Origin of the sequence: Pseudomonas sp. Sample_24, assembly GCF_004307605.1 — a bacterium.
GTDB lineage: Bacteria > Pseudomonadota > Gammaproteobacteria > Pseudomonadales > Pseudomonadaceae > Aquipseudomonas.
Genome location: NZ_RCNW01000226.1, coordinates 1 through 15,929, shown reverse-complemented (window position 1 = coordinate 15,929; position 15,929 = coordinate 1). Strand labels below are relative to the sequence as shown.

General features: G+C 58.5%; 17 protein-coding genes. 7 read left to right on the top strand and 10 right to left on the bottom strand.

The window, feature by feature from the left end; all coding sequences use genetic code 11:
- Positions 1-30 precede the first annotated feature (30 nt).
- Positions 31-1,938, bottom strand: a complete 1,908-nt coding sequence (gene estP, locus D8V06_RS11995; protein ID WP_130931017.1) for an esterase EstP — start codon at positions 1,936-1,938, stop codon at positions 31-33.
- A gap of 401 nt (positions 1,939-2,339) precedes the next feature.
- Here estP and D8V06_RS11990 point away from each other — a divergent pair, with 401 nt between their 5' ends.
- The 4 genes from D8V06_RS11990 to D8V06_RS11975 all read left to right on the top strand — a co-directional run bounded on the left by D8V06_RS11990 (position 2,340) and on the right by D8V06_RS11975 (position 5,654).
- A complete protein-coding gene (locus D8V06_RS11990) occupies positions 2,340-2,933 on the top strand; it encodes an aminodeoxychorismate/anthranilate synthase component II (protein ID WP_056853519.1) in 594 nt (197 codons plus the stop codon).
- 9 nt (positions 2,934-2,942) lie between these two features.
- Entirely contained in the window at positions 2,943-3,992 is a 1,050-nt protein-coding gene (gene trpD, locus D8V06_RS11985) for an anthranilate phosphoribosyltransferase (RefSeq protein ID WP_056853518.1), read from the top strand.
- Positions 3,989-4,825: an indole-3-glycerol phosphate synthase TrpC gene (trpC, locus tag D8V06_RS11980; RefSeq protein ID WP_056853517.1), complete on the top strand. Its 837-nt coding sequence runs from the start codon at positions 3,989-3,991 to the stop codon at positions 4,823-4,825. The genes trpD and trpC overlap by 4 nt, the downstream gene beginning before the upstream one ends.
- Positions 4,826-4,952: 127 nt before the next feature.
- On the top strand, positions 4,953-5,654 hold the full coding sequence (locus D8V06_RS11975) for a lipoate--protein ligase family protein (protein ID WP_056853516.1): 702 nt from the start codon (positions 4,953-4,955) through the stop codon (positions 5,652-5,654).
- Here the strand turns inward: D8V06_RS11975 and crp are convergent.
- On the bottom strand, positions 5,651-6,295 hold the full coding sequence (crp, locus tag D8V06_RS11970; RefSeq protein WP_056853515.1) for a cAMP-activated global transcriptional regulator CRP: 645 nt from the start codon (positions 6,293-6,295) through the stop codon (positions 5,651-5,653). The two genes, D8V06_RS11975 and crp, sit on opposite strands and share 4 nt — an antisense overlap.
- Positions 6,296-6,525: 230 nt before the next feature.
- Here crp and D8V06_RS11965 point away from each other — a divergent pair, with 230 nt between their 5' ends.
- Positions 6,526-6,948 (top strand): OsmC family protein, encoded by a 423-nt coding sequence (locus D8V06_RS11965; RefSeq protein WP_008061600.1) that lies wholly within the window; start codon positions 6,526-6,528, stop codon positions 6,946-6,948.
- 91 nt (positions 6,949-7,039) lie between these two features.
- Here D8V06_RS11965 and coq7 read toward each other — a convergent pair whose 3' ends face one another.
- The 6 genes from coq7 to hemJ form a co-directional block, all read right to left on the bottom strand.
- On the bottom strand, positions 7,040-7,687 hold the full coding sequence (gene coq7, locus D8V06_RS11960) for a 2-polyprenyl-3-methyl-6-methoxy-1,4-benzoquinone monooxygenase (RefSeq protein ID WP_056853582.1): 648 nt from the start codon (positions 7,685-7,687) through the stop codon (positions 7,040-7,042).
- A 147-nt stretch (positions 7,688-7,834) separates the two neighbouring features.
- A complete protein-coding gene (locus D8V06_RS11955; protein WP_008027110.1) occupies positions 7,835-8,173 on the bottom strand; it encodes a histidine triad nucleotide-binding protein in 339 nt (112 codons plus the stop codon).
- An 81-nt stretch (positions 8,174-8,254) separates the two neighbouring features.
- Positions 8,255-9,043 carry an SDR family oxidoreductase gene (locus tag D8V06_RS11950; protein ID WP_056853514.1) on the bottom strand — a complete coding sequence of 263 codons (789 nt, stop codon included), beginning with the start codon at positions 9,041-9,043 and terminating at the stop codon, positions 8,255-8,257.
- Positions 9,044-9,104: 61 nt separating this feature from the next.
- Positions 9,105-10,061, bottom strand: coding sequence for a DUF805 domain-containing protein (locus tag D8V06_RS11945; RefSeq protein ID WP_130907138.1), 957 nt, complete (start codon positions 10,059-10,061; stop codon positions 9,105-9,107).
- 76 nt (positions 10,062-10,137) lie between these two features.
- Positions 10,138-11,106 (bottom strand): nitronate monooxygenase family protein, encoded by a 969-nt coding sequence (locus D8V06_RS11940; protein ID WP_130905958.1) that lies wholly within the window; start codon positions 11,104-11,106, stop codon positions 10,138-10,140.
- Between the two features lie 31 nt (positions 11,107-11,137).
- Entirely contained in the window at positions 11,138-11,569 is a 432-nt protein-coding gene (hemJ, locus tag D8V06_RS11935; RefSeq protein WP_130907139.1) for a protoporphyrinogen oxidase HemJ, read from the bottom strand.
- 135 nt (positions 11,570-11,704) lie between these two features.
- On the opposite strand from hemJ, the gene argC reads away from it, so the two are divergent.
- Both argC and erpA read left to right on the top strand, forming a co-directional pair.
- Positions 11,705-12,739 carry an N-acetyl-gamma-glutamyl-phosphate reductase gene (gene argC / locus D8V06_RS11930; protein WP_056853510.1) on the top strand — a complete coding sequence of 345 codons (1,035 nt, stop codon included), beginning with the start codon at positions 11,705-11,707 and terminating at the stop codon, positions 12,737-12,739.
- Positions 12,740-12,906: 167 nt separating this feature from the next.
- Positions 12,907-13,257 (top strand): iron-sulfur cluster insertion protein ErpA, encoded by a 351-nt coding sequence (erpA, locus tag D8V06_RS11925; RefSeq protein WP_007906865.1) that lies wholly within the window; start codon positions 12,907-12,909, stop codon positions 13,255-13,257.
- Positions 13,258-13,323: 66 nt separating this feature from the next.
- Here the strand turns inward: erpA and D8V06_RS11920 are convergent, their stop codons facing one another.
- The gene (locus D8V06_RS11920) at positions 13,324-14,415 is read right to left on the bottom strand and encodes an anhydro-N-acetylmuramic acid kinase (RefSeq protein ID WP_130931016.1); all 1,092 of its coding nucleotides are present in this window, start codon (positions 14,413-14,415) and stop codon (positions 13,324-13,326) included.
- 3 nt (positions 14,416-14,418) lie between these two features.
- Complete coding sequence (locus tag D8V06_RS11915) at positions 14,419-15,852, bottom strand: peptidoglycan DD-metalloendopeptidase family protein (RefSeq protein WP_130905956.1); 1,434 nt, start codon at positions 15,850-15,852, stop codon at positions 14,419-14,421.
- Positions 15,853-15,929 lie beyond the last annotated feature (77 nt).

Below are 15,929 nucleotides of genomic sequence, written 5' to 3'. Positions count from 1 at the left end.
CCGCGTTTTTTGTGCCTGCTGTTTGCCGGATCAGAAGTCCAGCGCAACCCCGACGGTAAGCCCTTGCTGGGTAAAGTCATCATCCTTGCGGAACGTGTAGCCACCGCGCAACGCCAGGTCAGCCGTCAACTTGTGGCTCACGCCCAGACTCACGCGGTTCAGGTGGCTTTGCGGCGTATAACCATCAAGCGTGAAGTCGAGGGTTGGCAGGCTATTGAGCGCGATATTCACCTTCTGCACATCATCTTCATACTCGCGCTCATAGGCATATTCACCGAACACCAGGGTTTGAGGGGTGATCTGGTATTTGCCCTGCAGCCCGGCGCCGAGACGTTTTGAATCGCGTTTCTGGTCGTCAAAGGTCAAAGCCGTGGAGCGGTTGTCATTTTCCGAATAACCGTCGACTTCAACCTTCGCGTAGTCGGCGCTGATGAACGGCGACAGGTGCCAGTCGCTGCCCGGCTGCGCAATGTCATAGCCAACCCGTGCACCGAAAGCCCAGAGATAGCCATCGGTATCGCCTTTTTCCGAGCCTTCGCTGGCACCCAGATCGAATTTGCGTTTGAGGTCGTCGTAATTGAGCTTGCCACCGGTCAACGCGGCATCGGCCCACCAGCGGTTCTGTTGGAATTGGGCAAACACGGTCGCCAGGTAACTGTTGAGTTTGTAGTCTGAATCGTTATCGCCGGCCTCCAGATTCTGTCGATAGAACCCTGCCGCCACACCCACGCGCCAGGCGTCGTCAAGACGATAACTGCCGCCAATATTCAAGTTATAGCCACTGCCATCCGCGCTGGCGCCGCTGTTTTGACTATCGACATCAAGGTGCTGACCGCCGCCGGCGACGATCGCACGCCATTGCCCGACCGCCTGCCAATTTTCCCAGTCCGATTGCCATTGGCTGCGTAGTTCGTCCTGGTGGGCGCGTAAGGTCGCGTGGGCCATTTCTGGCAGCAGCGTCAGTTCCCAAGGCGCGGCGAGCAAGGAATAGGCATAGTCGGAAATCAGCTTTTGCCCCGTTTCAGTCGGGTGAACGCCATCGTTGTAGATCAGCTTGCTCGGGTCCGGCGTGGCGCTGTTGATACCAAAGGCAGCGTTTTCAGTGCAGCCTTCGCCGCTGAAGCATGTGGCAGTCAAGTTCTGGCCGGTGGCGAGGCCGAAACGCGCGGGGTCGGCGAAGGTTTCCTGCAACAGCAATGGAATATTCAACGGGATGATTTGCGCATCGATGCCCGCCAGCCGATTGACCAGTTGCCGGTTGAAGGCCGCACTCAGTTGCGAGGAGGGCGTCTGCAGCGGGGTGCCATTGATAGCCGGGGTCAGACCCAGGTCAGGCAGCAGCCAGACCATGATGTAACGGGCACCGGCGGTTTGCAGGACCTGAGCGCTGTTGGCCAGGCGGTCCGCAGCGGCATTGGCCTGAACGCCACTTTGCACCCGTCCCTGGAGAAAATCGTTGCCGCCGCCGGAGAGGTAGTACAGGGCGTTCGGATCGGCGCGCAAGTTGTTGGTCGGTAGATAGCCAGCGCGGGTGCGCTCGCCAGTGGCGGAGACGGTAGTGATTGAACTGAGGATCTGGTCGGTGCGGTAGCCGCCCACGGCCCAGTTATTGCCATCGGGCAACCCTTGGCTGGCGCGCGCCGCAGAGGTCGACGCGGCAGTATCGTCCGCGGAAAATCCGAGCCTTGCACCCAGCAACTGCGTCGAGTTGGCGGAATACACTTCGCCACTGCCGTCCTGGTAAGTCGGCCCGGTTCGGTTAGTGAAGCGAAGCGTCGAACCGGGAGGGCCTCCGGTATCGGTGAACTGTCCTGCATCGTTGAGGCTGTCGCCAAACACGATGAAGTTCGAGTAAGGATTAGGCGCGGCCATCGCCTGGGCGCAAGCCATTGCAAGCATGCAACCGGCGATTGGTACGAACAGTGTTTTTCCTGGCATGGGCAAGTCCGTTTTTTTATTGTTTTAGTGGATGAAACGATCGTGCCAAAAACTATAGAAGCAGATGCCATTCGGCGCGAACCCGCCGTTTGTTACCTGAGCTTCGTTCGCGCCATATTGCACGCTCCGCTCGGCTAAGTTACTGTGCCCGGACGTATAAATGAGACCTTCCCCGTGTTGATCGTCAGCAAACTCCTGGATCAAGTCATCAAGGCACACGCCCGTTGGCGTTGGCGCGCCTGAATCCTTCTGCCGGCCCGGCCGGATCTTTACCGCTTTGCCTTCTTAACCCGTGACATACCGCCTTGCCGCGCGATTGCAGCGAACGACAAAGTGCAGGGCGCTGCGGGTAATCCTTCGAAGGCTGTTCAAGTCAGTGAATTCAAGAGGTTCTTAACGCCATGTTGCTGATGATCGATAACTACGACTCTTTTACCTACAACGTTGTGCAATACCTTGGTGAGCTGGGCTCCCAGGTCAAAGTCGTGCGCAACGATGAGCTTACTGTTGCCGAAATCGAAGCCCTCAACCCCGAGCGCATCGTTGTTTCTCCCGGTCCTTGCACGCCGACCGAAGCTGGCGTCTCGATTGACGTCATAAAACACTTCGCCGGCAAGTTGCCGATTCTGGGCGTGTGCCTGGGCCATCAATCCATCGGCCAGGCATTCGGCGGTGATGTGGTCCGCGCCCGCCAGGTCATGCACGGCAAGACCAGCCCGGTATTCCACGAAGACAAGGGCGTCTTCGCCGGCCTGAACATGCCGCTGACGGTCACGCGCTATCATTCGTTGATCGTCAAACGCGAAACCTTGCCTGATTGTCTCGAACTGACCGCATGGACTCAGCTCGAAGACGGCTCGGTCGACGAGATCATGGGCTTGCGTCACAAGACTCTGAACATCGAAGGCGTGCAGTTCCATCCTGAATCGATCCTCACCGAGCAGGGCCATGAGTTATTCGCCAACTTCCTCAAACAAACCGGCGGCACGCGCTAAGGACTTTTCATGAATATCAAGACAGCCCTGAGTCGTATCGTCGAACAGCTCGACCTCAGCACCGATGAGATGCGCGATGTCATGCGCGAAATCATGACCGGCCAATGCACGGACGCGCAGATCGGCGCATTCATGATGGCCATGCGCATGAAAAGCGAAAGCATCGACGAAATCGTCGGTGCCGTGTCGGTCATGCGCGAATTGGCAGACAAGGTCGAACTCAAGACCCTCGACGGCGTGGTCGATGTGGTCGGCACCGGCGGTGATGGCGCCAACATTTTCAACGTCTCGACCGCTTCCGCTTTCGTGGTGTCGGCAGCCGGTTGCACCGTGGCCAAGCATGGTAACCGTGCGGTCTCGGGCAAGAGCGGCAGTGCCGATTTGCTGGAGGCGGCCGGTATTTACCTGAACCTGACGCCGGTCCAGGTGGCGCGCTGCATCGACAACGTCGGTATCGGCTTCATGTTTGCCCAGACCCATCACAGCGCCATGAAACACGCCGCCGGTCCGCGCAAGGAGCTTGGCCTGCGCACGCTGTTCAACATGCTCGGCCCGCTTACGAATCCGGCCGGTGTGAAGCATCAGGTAGTGGGCGTGTTCACCCAGGCATTGTGCCGGCCATTGGCCGAAGTGCTACAGCGTTTGGGCAGCAAGCATGTGCTGGTGGTGCATTCCAAAGATGGCCTGGATGAGTTCAGCCTGGCGGCACCGACCTTCGTGGCGGAGCTCAAGGACGACAAAATCACCGAGTATTGGGTCGAGCCGGAAGACCTGGGCATGAAGAGCCAAAGCCTGCATGGCCTGGCGGTGGAAAGCCCGGCGGCGTCCCTCGAGCTGATTCGTGATGCCCTGGGCAAGCGCAAGACCGAAAACGGTCAGAAGGCGGCGGAGATGATCATGCTCAATGCCGGCGCTGCGTTGTACGCGGCCGACCATGCCAGCAGCCTGAAAGAGGGCGTTGCCCTGGCGCACGATGCGCTGCATACCGGTCTCGCTCGGGAAAAGCTCGAGGAGTTGGGTGCGTTTACCGCGGTATTCAAAGTGGAGAATGAGGGATGAGTGTACCGACGGTTCTGGAAAAGATTCTGGCGCGCAAGGTCGAGGAAGTTGCCGAGCGTAGTGCTCGCGTAAGCCTCGCCGAGCTGGAAAACCTGGCCAAGGCGGCCGATGCACCCCGTGGTTTTGCCAAGGCATTGATCGAACAGGCGAAGCAAAAAGAGCCGGCGGTCATTGCCGAAATCAAGAAGGCTTCGCCGAGCAAAGGCGTGATCCGCGAGAACTTCGTTCCTGCCGACATCGCTAAAAGCTACGAAAAGGGAGGGGCCACCTGCCTGTCGGTACTCACCGACATCGATTACTTCCAGGGAGCCGATGTGTACCTGCAGCAGGCTCGTGCTGCCTGCAAGTTGCCGGTCATCCGCAAGGATTTCATGATCGATCCGTACCAGATCGTGGAAGCCCGTGCGCTGGGTGCAGACTGCGTGCTGTTGATCGTCTCCGCGCTGGACGACGTGAAAATGGCCGAACTGGCCGCCGTCGCCAAAAGCGTCAACCTTGATGTGCTGGTGGAAGTGCATGACGGCGATGAGCTGGAGCGGGCCTTGAAAACCCTCGACACGCCGTTGATTGGTGTGAACAACCGCAACCTGCACACCTTCGACGTCAACCTGGAAACCACCCTCGACCTGCTGCCGCGCATTCCTCGGGATCGTCTGGTGGTGACCGAGAGCGGCATCCTCAATCGGGCCGATGTCGAATTGATGGAAATCAGCGATGTGTATGCGTTCCTGGTCGGCGAGGCGTTCATGCGCGCCGAAAGCCCAGGCACTGAATTGCAGCGCCTGTTCTTTCCGGAGCGCGGCCTTCCTGTCAGCGGTTCAACACTTGACTGAATAAGCATCGCGAGCAAGCTTGCACCTACATTGGAATTTTGGTCTGAACCAATCCCCTGTAGGACTGAGCCTGCTCGCGATAGCGGCATAAGAAACACCTCAGACTCCCTGTCCTACGGAAAACCTTATGACCTCACCTGTCTCCCTGACCATCGAAGCCGGCCTGCAAGCCGAACAAGACTTGCTGGCATCAGTCTGTGCCGGTGATGCAGAGTTCGGTCTGTTGTTCTGGCAACCCAGCGATCAGGCTTTGGTGATGCCACGCCGTTTGAATCGTCTTCCGGCCTTCGATGCTGCCTGTGAGGTCTCGGCAGCAGCGGGCTGGCCGGTATTGTTGCGCGATACCGGAGGCGAACCCGTTCCCCAGTCAGCCACAACAATCAACATCGCCCTGGTTTACGCACCGCCACGCAGCGAAGGCGATTTGAATCGTATCGAATCTGGCTACCGGCGCCTTTGCGACCCGATCTGTCAGTTGCTGGATGAGTTGGGCGGCACCTCGTCCCTCGGTGAAATCGCGGGTGCGTTTTGCGACGGTCGCTTCAACGTCAACCTGGACGGACGCAAGATGGTCGGCACCGCCCAGCGCTGGCGCCAGAGTCAGGGCGGCCAGCGTCCGGTGGGCCTGGTGCACGGGGCGATGTTGATTGATAACGAACGAGAGTCGATGGTCGCGGCGGTCAATCGTTTCAACGAGGCTTGTGGCCTGGACCAGCGAGTGCGAGCCGAAAGCCACATCGCCCTGCACGAGAAATTCACGGCGCCGGATGCACTGGCCCGTCTGGACGAGCTCTACCGTCTGATGCTCAAACAGATGTTCAGTGCCTAGCGTGTGCCAAAGACCACCATGGTCTTGCCTTTGACGTCCACCAGGTTGCGCTCCTCAAGATCCTTGAGCACGCGACCTACCATCTCCCGGGAACACCCGACAATCCGCCCGATTTCCTGACGCGTTACCTTGATCTGCATGCCGTCGGGGTGGGTCATGGCGTCTGGTTGTTTGCATAACTCAAGCAGGCAACGCGCGACGCGGCCAGTCACGTCGAAAAACGCCAGGTCACCCACTTTGCGCGTGGTATTGCGCAGGCGTTGTGCGATTTGTCCGCTAAGCACGTAAAGGATGTCCGGATCCTGCTGCGACAGTTCGCGGAATTTCGCGTAGCTGATTTCCGCGACTTCGCATTCAACCTTGGCCCTTACCCAGGCGCTTCGCTCTTGTTCCAGACCCGCCTGCTCGAACAAGCCCAGCTCGCCGAAGAAATCCCCGGTATTGAGATACGCGATGATCATTTCCCGACCGTCGTCATCCTCAATGAGGATGGTGACCGATCCCTTGATGATGAAAAACAACGTCTCCGAACGATCTCCGGCGCAGATGATGTTGCTCTTGGCCTGATAGCGGCGGCGCTGACAATGCATCAGCAGCTTATCGAGGTTCTTGATCTTGAGTGTGGGGGCAATAGCAACCATGGTTGTATCCCGAAAAAACTGCACGGTATGTTTGATTTTTTTATGAATTGCGCAAGCCGCGGCAAAGGCTGGTTATGCGTCAGCGAATTGGCGTCAGCTTAACAGACACTTCCGACATTATTCGAGAAATTACCTACGAGTCCGTAGGTTGCGTCCCACGACGAGGCCGCCGTCTACCGCGGGGCCTGTGCTAAGCTGGCGACCCTTTTTTATACAGTGGAGTCTTGGCGATGAAGGCACGCATCCAATGGGCTGGCGAAGCCATGTTCCTCGGCGAATCCGGTAGCGGTCATGTCGTGGTCATGGATGGTCCGCCCGACGCTGGCGGCCGCAACCTGGGTGTCCGGCCGATGGAAATGCTCCTGCTGGGTGTTGGCGGTTGCAGCAACTTCGATGTGGTCAGCATCCTCAAGAAATCCCGCCAGGCTGTCGAGAGCTGTGAAGCCTTCCTCGAAGCCGAGCGCGCGACCGAGGACCCGAAAGTCTTCACCAAAATCCACATGCACTTTGTGGTCAAGGGCCGTGGCTTGAAAGAGGCCCAGGTCAAGCGTGCCATCGAACTGTCCGCCGAAAAATACTGCTCGGCATCGATCATGCTTGGCGCGGCGGGTGTCGAAATTACCCACGACTACGAGATCATCGAGCTCGGTTGATTCGACAGTTCTCGAGCACAAAAAAGGCGAATACCACACGGTAGCCGCCTTTTTTGTCCCTTGTAGAAGCGAGCCAGCTCGCTACCTCAGGTCAGATCCGATAAGTACTCTTGGTCATCACCTTGGCCAGCAAGCTCATCCCGAACTTCACCGGCGCCGGAAACCGAAAGCCGCCTGCGTCTAGCGCACTTTCGGCGTGCTGTTCTTCGTCGATGCGCATTTGCTCCAGGATCGCCCGGGACTTTTCATCCTCGGCCGGCAGTTGCTCAAGGTGTTCGTTCAAGTGTTTGCACACCTGATCTTCGGTCGCTGCAACGAAACCCAGGCTGACTTTGTCACTGATCAGCCCGGCAACAGCGCCGATTCCGAACGACATGCCATAGAACAGCGGATTGAGAATGCTGGTGTGGCTGCCCAACTGATGGATGCGTTGTTCGCACCAGGCCAGATGGTCGACTTCTTCTTCGGCGGCATGCTCCATGGCGGCGCGCACTTGCGGCAGCTTGGCGGTCAGGGCTTGGCCCTGGTACAGCGCCTGGGCGCAGACTTCGCCGGTATGGTTGATGCGCATCAGGCCGGCGACGTGCCGGGTCTCTTCATCGCTCATTTTCACGTCCGGCTGCACGATGGCGGGTGACGGGCGGTATGGCTGGCCACTGAAAGGCAGCAAAGTACGCATCGCGGCATCGGCTTGCAGCAGAAGGCGGTCAATCGGCGAGTAGTGACGTTGGGTAGTCATGCTGACCTCCGGAGGAATCTCGGCGGCCAGTTTAACCCAATCGGCCGGGGAAGGTTTGCGCTGGGTCATTGTGCTGCAGTTGCCATGACAATGTTGTGATACCCCGATGGGAGCGCCACTTGGCCGTTCCCATCGGGTGTGTTGTCATCAGCCCGGCGGCCAGTGCATCTGGCGCTGACCCAGCACATGCATATGAATGTGATAGACAGTTTGTCCACCTTCTTCATTGCAGTTCATGACAACGCGAAAGCCCTTCTCACAACCAAGCTCCAAAGCCAGGCGCTGGGCGGTAAACAGAATGTGCCCGGCCAATGCCTTGTCGTCTTCGGTCAGGTCATTCAGGGTGCGCACCGGCTTCTTCGGAATCACCAGAAAATGTACCGGTGCCTGTGGGGCGATGTCGTGGAAGGCCAGAACCTGGTCGTCCTCGTAGATGATCTTCGCCGGAATTTCCCGGTTTATGATCTTGGTGAACAGAGTATCCACAGCTGTTTTCTCCGTTGTTTGGGCTGGCCTGAGTGTACTCATGGGATTTGCCCGAGCCCAGCTTTTTACCTGCCAGACCTTTTAGCGCGGGCAATAAGCCTTGTTGACCATGCCGGTGATTGTCCGGATCAGCCAGCGCGAGCCGAACCGGGACAGGGCGGCGAGCCAGCGATTGCGCCGTCCCGGAATAATGATTGCGCGGTTTTTCTCAAGAGCCCGTACGGTGTAGAGCGCCACTTCTTGCGGGCTCATCAGCAGTTTGCTGTCGGCCAGTTTGTCTGTGTTCAACTGCGCGGTACGGAAAAATCCGGTGCGCGTCGGACCAGGGCAGAGCACCGAGACCTTGACCGCACATTTTTTCAGCTCGACGCGCAGCCCTTCGGAGAAGTGCAGCACGTAGGCCTTGCTCGCGTAATAAGTGCTCATCCACGGACCAGGATGGAACGCTGCGACCGAAGCGACATTCAGGATCTGCCCGCCGCCTTGTAGCGCCATACTGTTACCGATGGCGTGGCATAAACGCGTGAGGGCCAGGATGTTGACTTCGATCAGGTCTTGCTCGGTCATCCAGTCCTGGGCCAGAAAGGGACCGCAGGTGCCGATACCGGCGCAATTGACCAGCAGATCGATCTGACGGTCACCTTCCTCCAACTCCAGCAGGAACCCGGACAACCGCAGCGGTTCCCCCAGGTCGCAGGCGCGGAACAGCACTTCCACGCCAAAGCGTTGCGTCAATTCAGTTGCAATACTTTCCAGCTGATCACGCTGTCGGGCCACCAGAAGCAGGCTGCGTCCGCGGCGGGCCAGCGCTTCGGCCATCGCCAGGCCGATGCCGCTGGAAGCGCCAGTGATCAGAGCGTAACGGGTCATGCAGTTCTCCATCGCAACAGCTCCGCGCCGCGACGCGGGTGTCACGGGTGGGGAGCGCTGTTCATTCTTTGGCAGAGTCTACAGGGGGCTGGGCTTCTTCGGCTGCATCGGCGGCCGAATTTGCGTCAGGTTCGACTTCGACTTCAATTTCGTCGGTGGTGACCGAGCCACTTTGGTAGCTGCTTTCGAGTGTGTTTTCGTACTCATCCTTTATGGCCGAAAGGCCGCCCGCCAGAGCTGCGACGATAAACAGCGCGATCACCACCAGCCATAACGCGGATAACACTTTGACGGCAGTGCTGTTGGGTGGCGGCGGAGCGCCGTACCGGTTGGCAGTCTGGTTACCCGGCATCGCCAGCAGCAACAGCGGAAAGAAACTGCCCACGAACGGCACAAGATTGAGCAACCACAGCCAGCCTGACCAGCCAATATCGTGCAAGCGCTGGACGCTGATCATGATGCTGGCGATGAGGAACGCCAGACAGAGGGAGAAGGCCATAATGCCAGCGATGATCAGGCCGGCAGTCGAGTCGCTGCTGACAAGCGCGAGGCCAATCAGGGCGAATACACCGACAACGGCCATTGTCACAAGTCCAAGCACCATCGACCAGGCGAGAAAACGCAGGCGCCCGATACGTCCTTCAACGCCAAATGGTTTGAGTGTGGCGAACCCTGTAACACCTTCACCGACAATGGCTCGAGGAGGTGCATAAGGAGACTGCGGCTCTGCTATCGCGTCAGCGGGCACATGATCGTGAACGTCGGACAGATGCAATTGGATCGAAGGTTCGGATTCGATACGCGCATCGATGCCGGTGTTCTTCAGAGCCTGGAGGTAGGTCTGTGCATCGGCGTGCGACAGATCGCGCTTGAGGGCAACAGGCCGGCCACTGAACAAGCGTTCGATGGCGGTGACGTCGCTCTTGAACAGCGCCGCGAGATTGAGTTTGGCGGTGCCAATATCGACACCTGGTAGCAGAGCGCCGTCGAACACGATCTTGAAACGGTCTTCGCTCATTGCCGAGGCATCCTTGTCGCGAGAGTTTTAGTACAGCGAGTGTAAGGCCAGCCATGTGGACTGGCCTGTTTTTGTTTCAGCGTGGCCAGCGCTTGGGTAATTGAGCGGCGTGCTCCAGCGCCTTGCGATACTCGGCGTCGAGGCGCGCGACCAATTGGTCAACACTCGGCAGGTCATCGATTTCGCCTACGCCCTGGCCTGCGGACCACACGGTTTTCCAGGCTTTGGCTTCATCGTTCAGCGGCTTGAGTTTAGAGCCGAAATTGACCTCGCCTTTATTTTGCAGCGCCGCCATGTCGAAGCCGGCAGCTTCGAGGCTTTGGCGCATGAAGCTCGCCGGCACACCTGACACCGCTGGAGTATGGACGATGTCCGCCGCTTTGGACGTCAGCAGCATCTCTTTATAAGCGTCGGGTGCATGACTCTCGGTTGTGCCGATAAATCGCGTGCCGAAGTAGGCAAGATCTGCACCGAGCAATTGCGCCGCCAGAATTTCGTGGCCGTGGTTAAGGCAGCCAGCCAAGAGCAAGGTCTTGTCGAAGAACTGCCGGATCTCGGCGATCAGCGAGAACGGGCTCCAGGTCCCGGCATGCCCGCCAGCGCCTGCGGCGACGGCGATCAGGCCATCCACACCGGCCTCGGCGGCCTTCTCTGCATGGCGGCGGTTCGTTACGTCATGGAACACCAGGCCACCGTAGCTGTGGACCGCGTCGACCAGCTCTTTCACCGCGCCGAGGCTGGTGATCACGATCGGCACTTTGTGTTCGATGCAGATATCGAGGTCAGCCTGGAGCCGAGGGTTGCTGTTGTGGACGATCAGGTTCACCGCGTATGGCGCAGGTTCTTCCATTGTTGCCAGTCCTGCTTCGATCTCCTCCAGCCAGGCTTTGAAGCCGCTGCTCTCGCGCTGGTTCAACGCAGGGAAACTGCCTACCACGCCATTACGGCAGCAGGCGAGCACCAGTTGCGGGTTGGATATCAGGAACATCGGCGCTGCCACCACGGGCAAACGCAGACGTTGTTCGAGCAGAGCGGGCAGCGACATTGGAAGTACCCCGGTAAGTTATCTGTTGGAATTAGAACGGCCGAACGACGACCAGAATTACGATTGCCAGCAATATCAGAACCGGCACTTCATTGAACCAGCGAAAAAAGACATGGCTGCGGGTGTTTTCGCCACGGGCAAAACGCTTTACCTGCGCACCGCACATGTGGTGGTAACCGATCAGCAATACCACCAGGCTCAATTTGGCGTGCATCCATCCGCCTTGGCTGAAATAAGCGCCGGGGTTCAGGCTGATCAGCCAGCCGCCGAAGATCAGGGTCGCAATCATCGCCGGCCCCATGATGCCCCGGTACAGCTTGCGCTCCATGATGCTGAAACGCTCCTTACTGACGGTGTCTTCGCTTTGAGCGTGATAAACGAACAAGCGCGGCAGGTAGAACAGGCCGGCGAACCAGCAAACGACGCTGACGATATGAAGCGCTTTAAGCCACAGAAAAAGCATTTTTAGTTATCCCAGGATTCACGGTAGCCGGAATAGTAGAGGCTTGAGCGTCCGCACGTCACCTTGCCGGTTGTCGCAGGCGCGCGCGGCCCCTATTATCGACGGCTTTCCAGTGGGTTCGTTGAGGGCAGGTTTATGGTCAAGGTCGGTATCGTCGGCGGCACGGGTTACACCGGTGTCGAACTGCTGCGTCTGTTGGCGCAACATCCGCAAGCGGAAGTCGTTGTCATCACTTCCCGATCCGAGGCTGGCCTTGCCGTGGCCGACATGTATCCGAACCTGCGCGGCCACTACGACGGTTTGGCATTCAGCGTTCCGGACATCAAGACGCTGGGCGCCTGCGATGTTGTGTTCTTTGCCACGCCCCACGGTGTTGCCCATGCCTTGGCGGGTGAACTGCTGGCAGCCGGGACCAAAGTCATCGACCTGTCGGCGGATTTCCGTCTGCAGGATGCCGATGAGTGGGCCAAGTGGTATGGCCAGCCGCATGGCGCGCCAGAGTTGCTGGACGAGGCGGTCTATGGTCTGCCGGAAGTCAATCGTGAGCAAATCAAGAAGGCGCGCCTGATTGCTGTCCCGGGTTGCTATCCAACGGCGACGCAATTGGGGTTCCTGCCATTGCTCGAAGCCGGCCTGGCCGATGCTTCGCACCTGATCGCTGACTGCAAGTCTGGCGTGAGCGGCGCTGGCCGGGGTGCCTCTGTAGGCTCGCTGTACTCCGAAACGTCGGAAAGCATGAAGGCGTACGCCGTCAAAGGTCATCGTCACCTGCCGGAAATTCGTCAGGGGTTGCGCCGTGCAGCGGGCAAGGACGTAGGCCTGACTTTCGTTCCGCACCTTACGCCGATGATCCGTGGCATTCACTCGACGCTATACGCGACGGTCGTGGACCGCTCGGTGGATCTGCAGGCGCTGTTTGAAAAGCGCTATGCCAACGAACCGTTCGTCGACGTCATGCCGGCCGGAAGTCATCCGGAAACCCGCAGCGTGCGCGGTGCCAACGTATGCCGTATTGCGGTGCATCGTCCGCAGGACGGTGATCTGGTAGTCGTACTCTCGGTGATCGATAACCTGGTCAAAGGTGCTTCGGGGCAAGCGGTACAGAACATGAACATCCTGTTCGGCCTGGACGAACGTCTGGGTCTGTCCCACGCAGGCATGCTGCCGTAAAGCTGGTTTGCACACCAAAAAAGGCCCGTTGAACGGGCCTTTTTGCATTTGCGGATGGCGGTTGGGTTGGTTGATATAGCATAACAATAGTTGACCGCTTTTCTAGGAGAAGCGGATAATGCGCGTCATCACGCAATATGACGGCTTAGCGCCGGGAGATAGTCAGCATGAGCGTCGAATCCTTCACCCCCACGGCTTTGCAATTCACCCATGGTGCCGCGCACAAGGTGAAGAGCCTGGTCGATGAAGAGGGCAATGATCGCTTGAAGCTGCGCGTATTCGTTACGGGCGGCGGTTGTTCAGGTTTTCAGTACGGCTTCACCTTCGATGAAGAAGTGGCCGATGACGACACCATCGTCGAGCGCGAAGGTGTGAGTCTGGTGGTCGATCCGATGAGCTTCCAGTATCTGGCAGGCGCCGAGGTGGATTATCAGGAAGGTCTGGAAGGTTCGCGTTTCGTTATCAAGAACCCGAACGCAACCACTACCTGTGGCTGTGGTTCTTCTTTCTCGATCTGATCAGCACTCCAGCATCACTCAACGCCGCATGGCCGCCAGGCCCTGCGGCGTTTTGCTGTCCGGGCTTTATGCAGGATAGATAGCGCCAAGGACGCGTAGCCCGCGCGCGCCGGTCACACTTGGGCGATTGGCGGCGATGCCTTCGAGGCAGCAGTGAGCGAGCCAGGCAAATGCCATGGCTTCGACCCAGTCGGGATCGACGCCATAGGTTGATGTACTGCTGACTTTCGCCTTCGGAAGCACGCTGGCCAAACGACTCATCAGTGTGGCGTTATGCGCGCCACCGCCGCAGACCAGCACTTCTTGTGTGTCTGTCTGGGCGCCTTGCAATGACTCGGTGATGGTCAATGCGGTCAGTTCAAGCAGCGTTGCCTGCACGTCTTCGGCAGCGAAGGGCGGGAGGTGCGCGAGGTGTTGCATCAACCATGGCAGGTTGAACACTTCCCTGCCGGTGCTTTTCGGGCCTTGGGTGACGAAGAATGGATCACTGAGCAGCGCCTTCAACAGCGTGGGTTGGACCTTGCCACTGGCGGCCCATTGGCCGTCACGATCATAGCTGTCGCCACGTTGCTGATGAATCCAGGCATCGAGCAGTACGTTGCCCGGGCCGCAGTCGAAGCCGCTAACCGGCTTGCCGGGTTCGATCAGGCTGAGGTTGCTGAAGCCGCCGATGTTGAGCACCGCGCGGTTGCCGGGCTGCGCATCGAACAGAGCTTCATGAAAGGCTGGGACCAGCGGAGCACCTTGACCGCCAGCGGCCACATCCCGACTGCGGAAGTCGCTGACCACGGTAATACCTGTCAGCTCGGTCAGCAGCGCGGGATTACCGATTTGCACCGTGAAACCGCGCGCAGGTTCATGGCGAATGGTTTGGCCATGGCTGCCGATCGCGCGAATATCGTCACGGGTAAGGTGCTGTTGAGTGAGGAGGGCGTTGATGCCCTGTGCCGCGAGTTTTACCCAGTTCTGCTGGGCGATGGCGGAGCGGGCAATTTCGTCCGGACCGCTGGCGCACAGGCCAAGCAGTTCTGTGCGCAAGGAATCGGGCATGGGAATGTAGTGGGTGGCGATCAGCCTGATCGCCGAGGTCTGCTCGACCAGGGCAATGTCCAGGCCATCAAGACTGGTCCCGGACATCACGCCTATATAAAACGGCATGACTCAGCGCTTCGCCGAAGCTAGCTGGGTGGCTTTTTCCTGGTCCATACGCGCCATCAGCGGTTGGCTCTGTGCCAGGAAGCGTGCGCGTTCTGCTTTGGAAATCGGATCGGCCATCGCGACTTTCTGGCCCAATGGGTCGACGTGCACGCCGTTTACCTGGAACTCGTAATGCAAATGCGGACCGGTGGACAGGCCGGTGGTGCCGATGTAGCCGATCACCTGGCCCTGTTTGACTGAGCCTCCGGTCTTGATGCCTTTGGCAAAGCCTTGCATGTGGCCATACAGCGTGCGGTAGCTGTTGCCGTGCTGCAGAATCACGGTGTTGCCGTAACCCCCGCGGCGGCCGGCCAGCAATACTTTGCCATCACCCGCAGCCTTGATCGGCGTACCGCGCGGAGCTGCGTAGTCCACGCCTTTGTGAGCGCGGATCTTGTTCAGGATCGGGTGTTTGCGACCCATGGAGAACTTCGAACTGATGCGGGCGAAATCTACCGGAGTCCGGATGAACGCCTTGCGCATGCTGTTGCCATCGGCGGTGTAGTAGCTGCTGTTGCCTTGTTTGTTGGTGTAACGCACGGCGGTGTAGGTCTTGCCGCGGTTGGTGAAGCGTGCAGACAGGATTGGGCCGTTGCCGACAGCTTTGCCGTTGACCACTTTCTGTTCGTAAATCACGTCGAACTCGTCACCCTGGCGAATATCCTGGGCGAAGTCGACGTCGTAGCCAAATACACTGGCCATGTCCATGGTAAGGCTATGGGACAGGCCGGCACGGGCTGCGGATTGTGAAAGCGAACTGTTGATGACGCCGTGAACATACGCGGATCGCACCGTTGGCTTGGCGGTGATCCGGTTGAACATGTAGCCCTTGTCAGTCTTGCTCAGGGTGATGGTTTCAAGGTCGCTTACCTTGCTGTGCAGGCTGCTCAGCTGGCCATCCGGACTCAATTCGAATTCGAGTTTTTGCCCGTGCTTGAGTTGGCTGAACTGCTTGGCCTGCTTGTCGCTGGCGAGCACGTCATGTACCGAAGTGGCCGGAAGACCGACCTTCTCGAAAAGTGTAGAGAGCGTATCGCCCTTCGAAACGATCACTTCCCTGTGGTTGGGAGCCTTCTTTTCTTCGGCGACCGCTACAGCAGGGGCGGGTTCCGGTGCGGCTTCAGCCGTTTGCGGTGTGTCTTCGACGCTGTTTTCGATCTGTGCGAAAGGAGAAGCTGCCGGCTCATTTGTGGCTTGAACGGCTTCAGCAGCGTCTTGATCTTGTGTCAGTTGTTCAGCAGGGCTTTCCAGTTCAAGACTCAGTGTCGTCTTTTTGGCTTCAACATCACTGGAAGGAAATACCAGAAGCGCCAGGCTCAAAAGGGCGGCGATGCCGCTCGCAGCGAGCAGGTGGGTCTTCGGGTAAAGCGGCGGCGCTTTAGACGATTCTTTGGTCATAAGTAGTTTTTTGACTTTGAAAAGATGAATTGGAAAAGATGAATGACATGATGAAGATGAAATAACTGTATAAAATA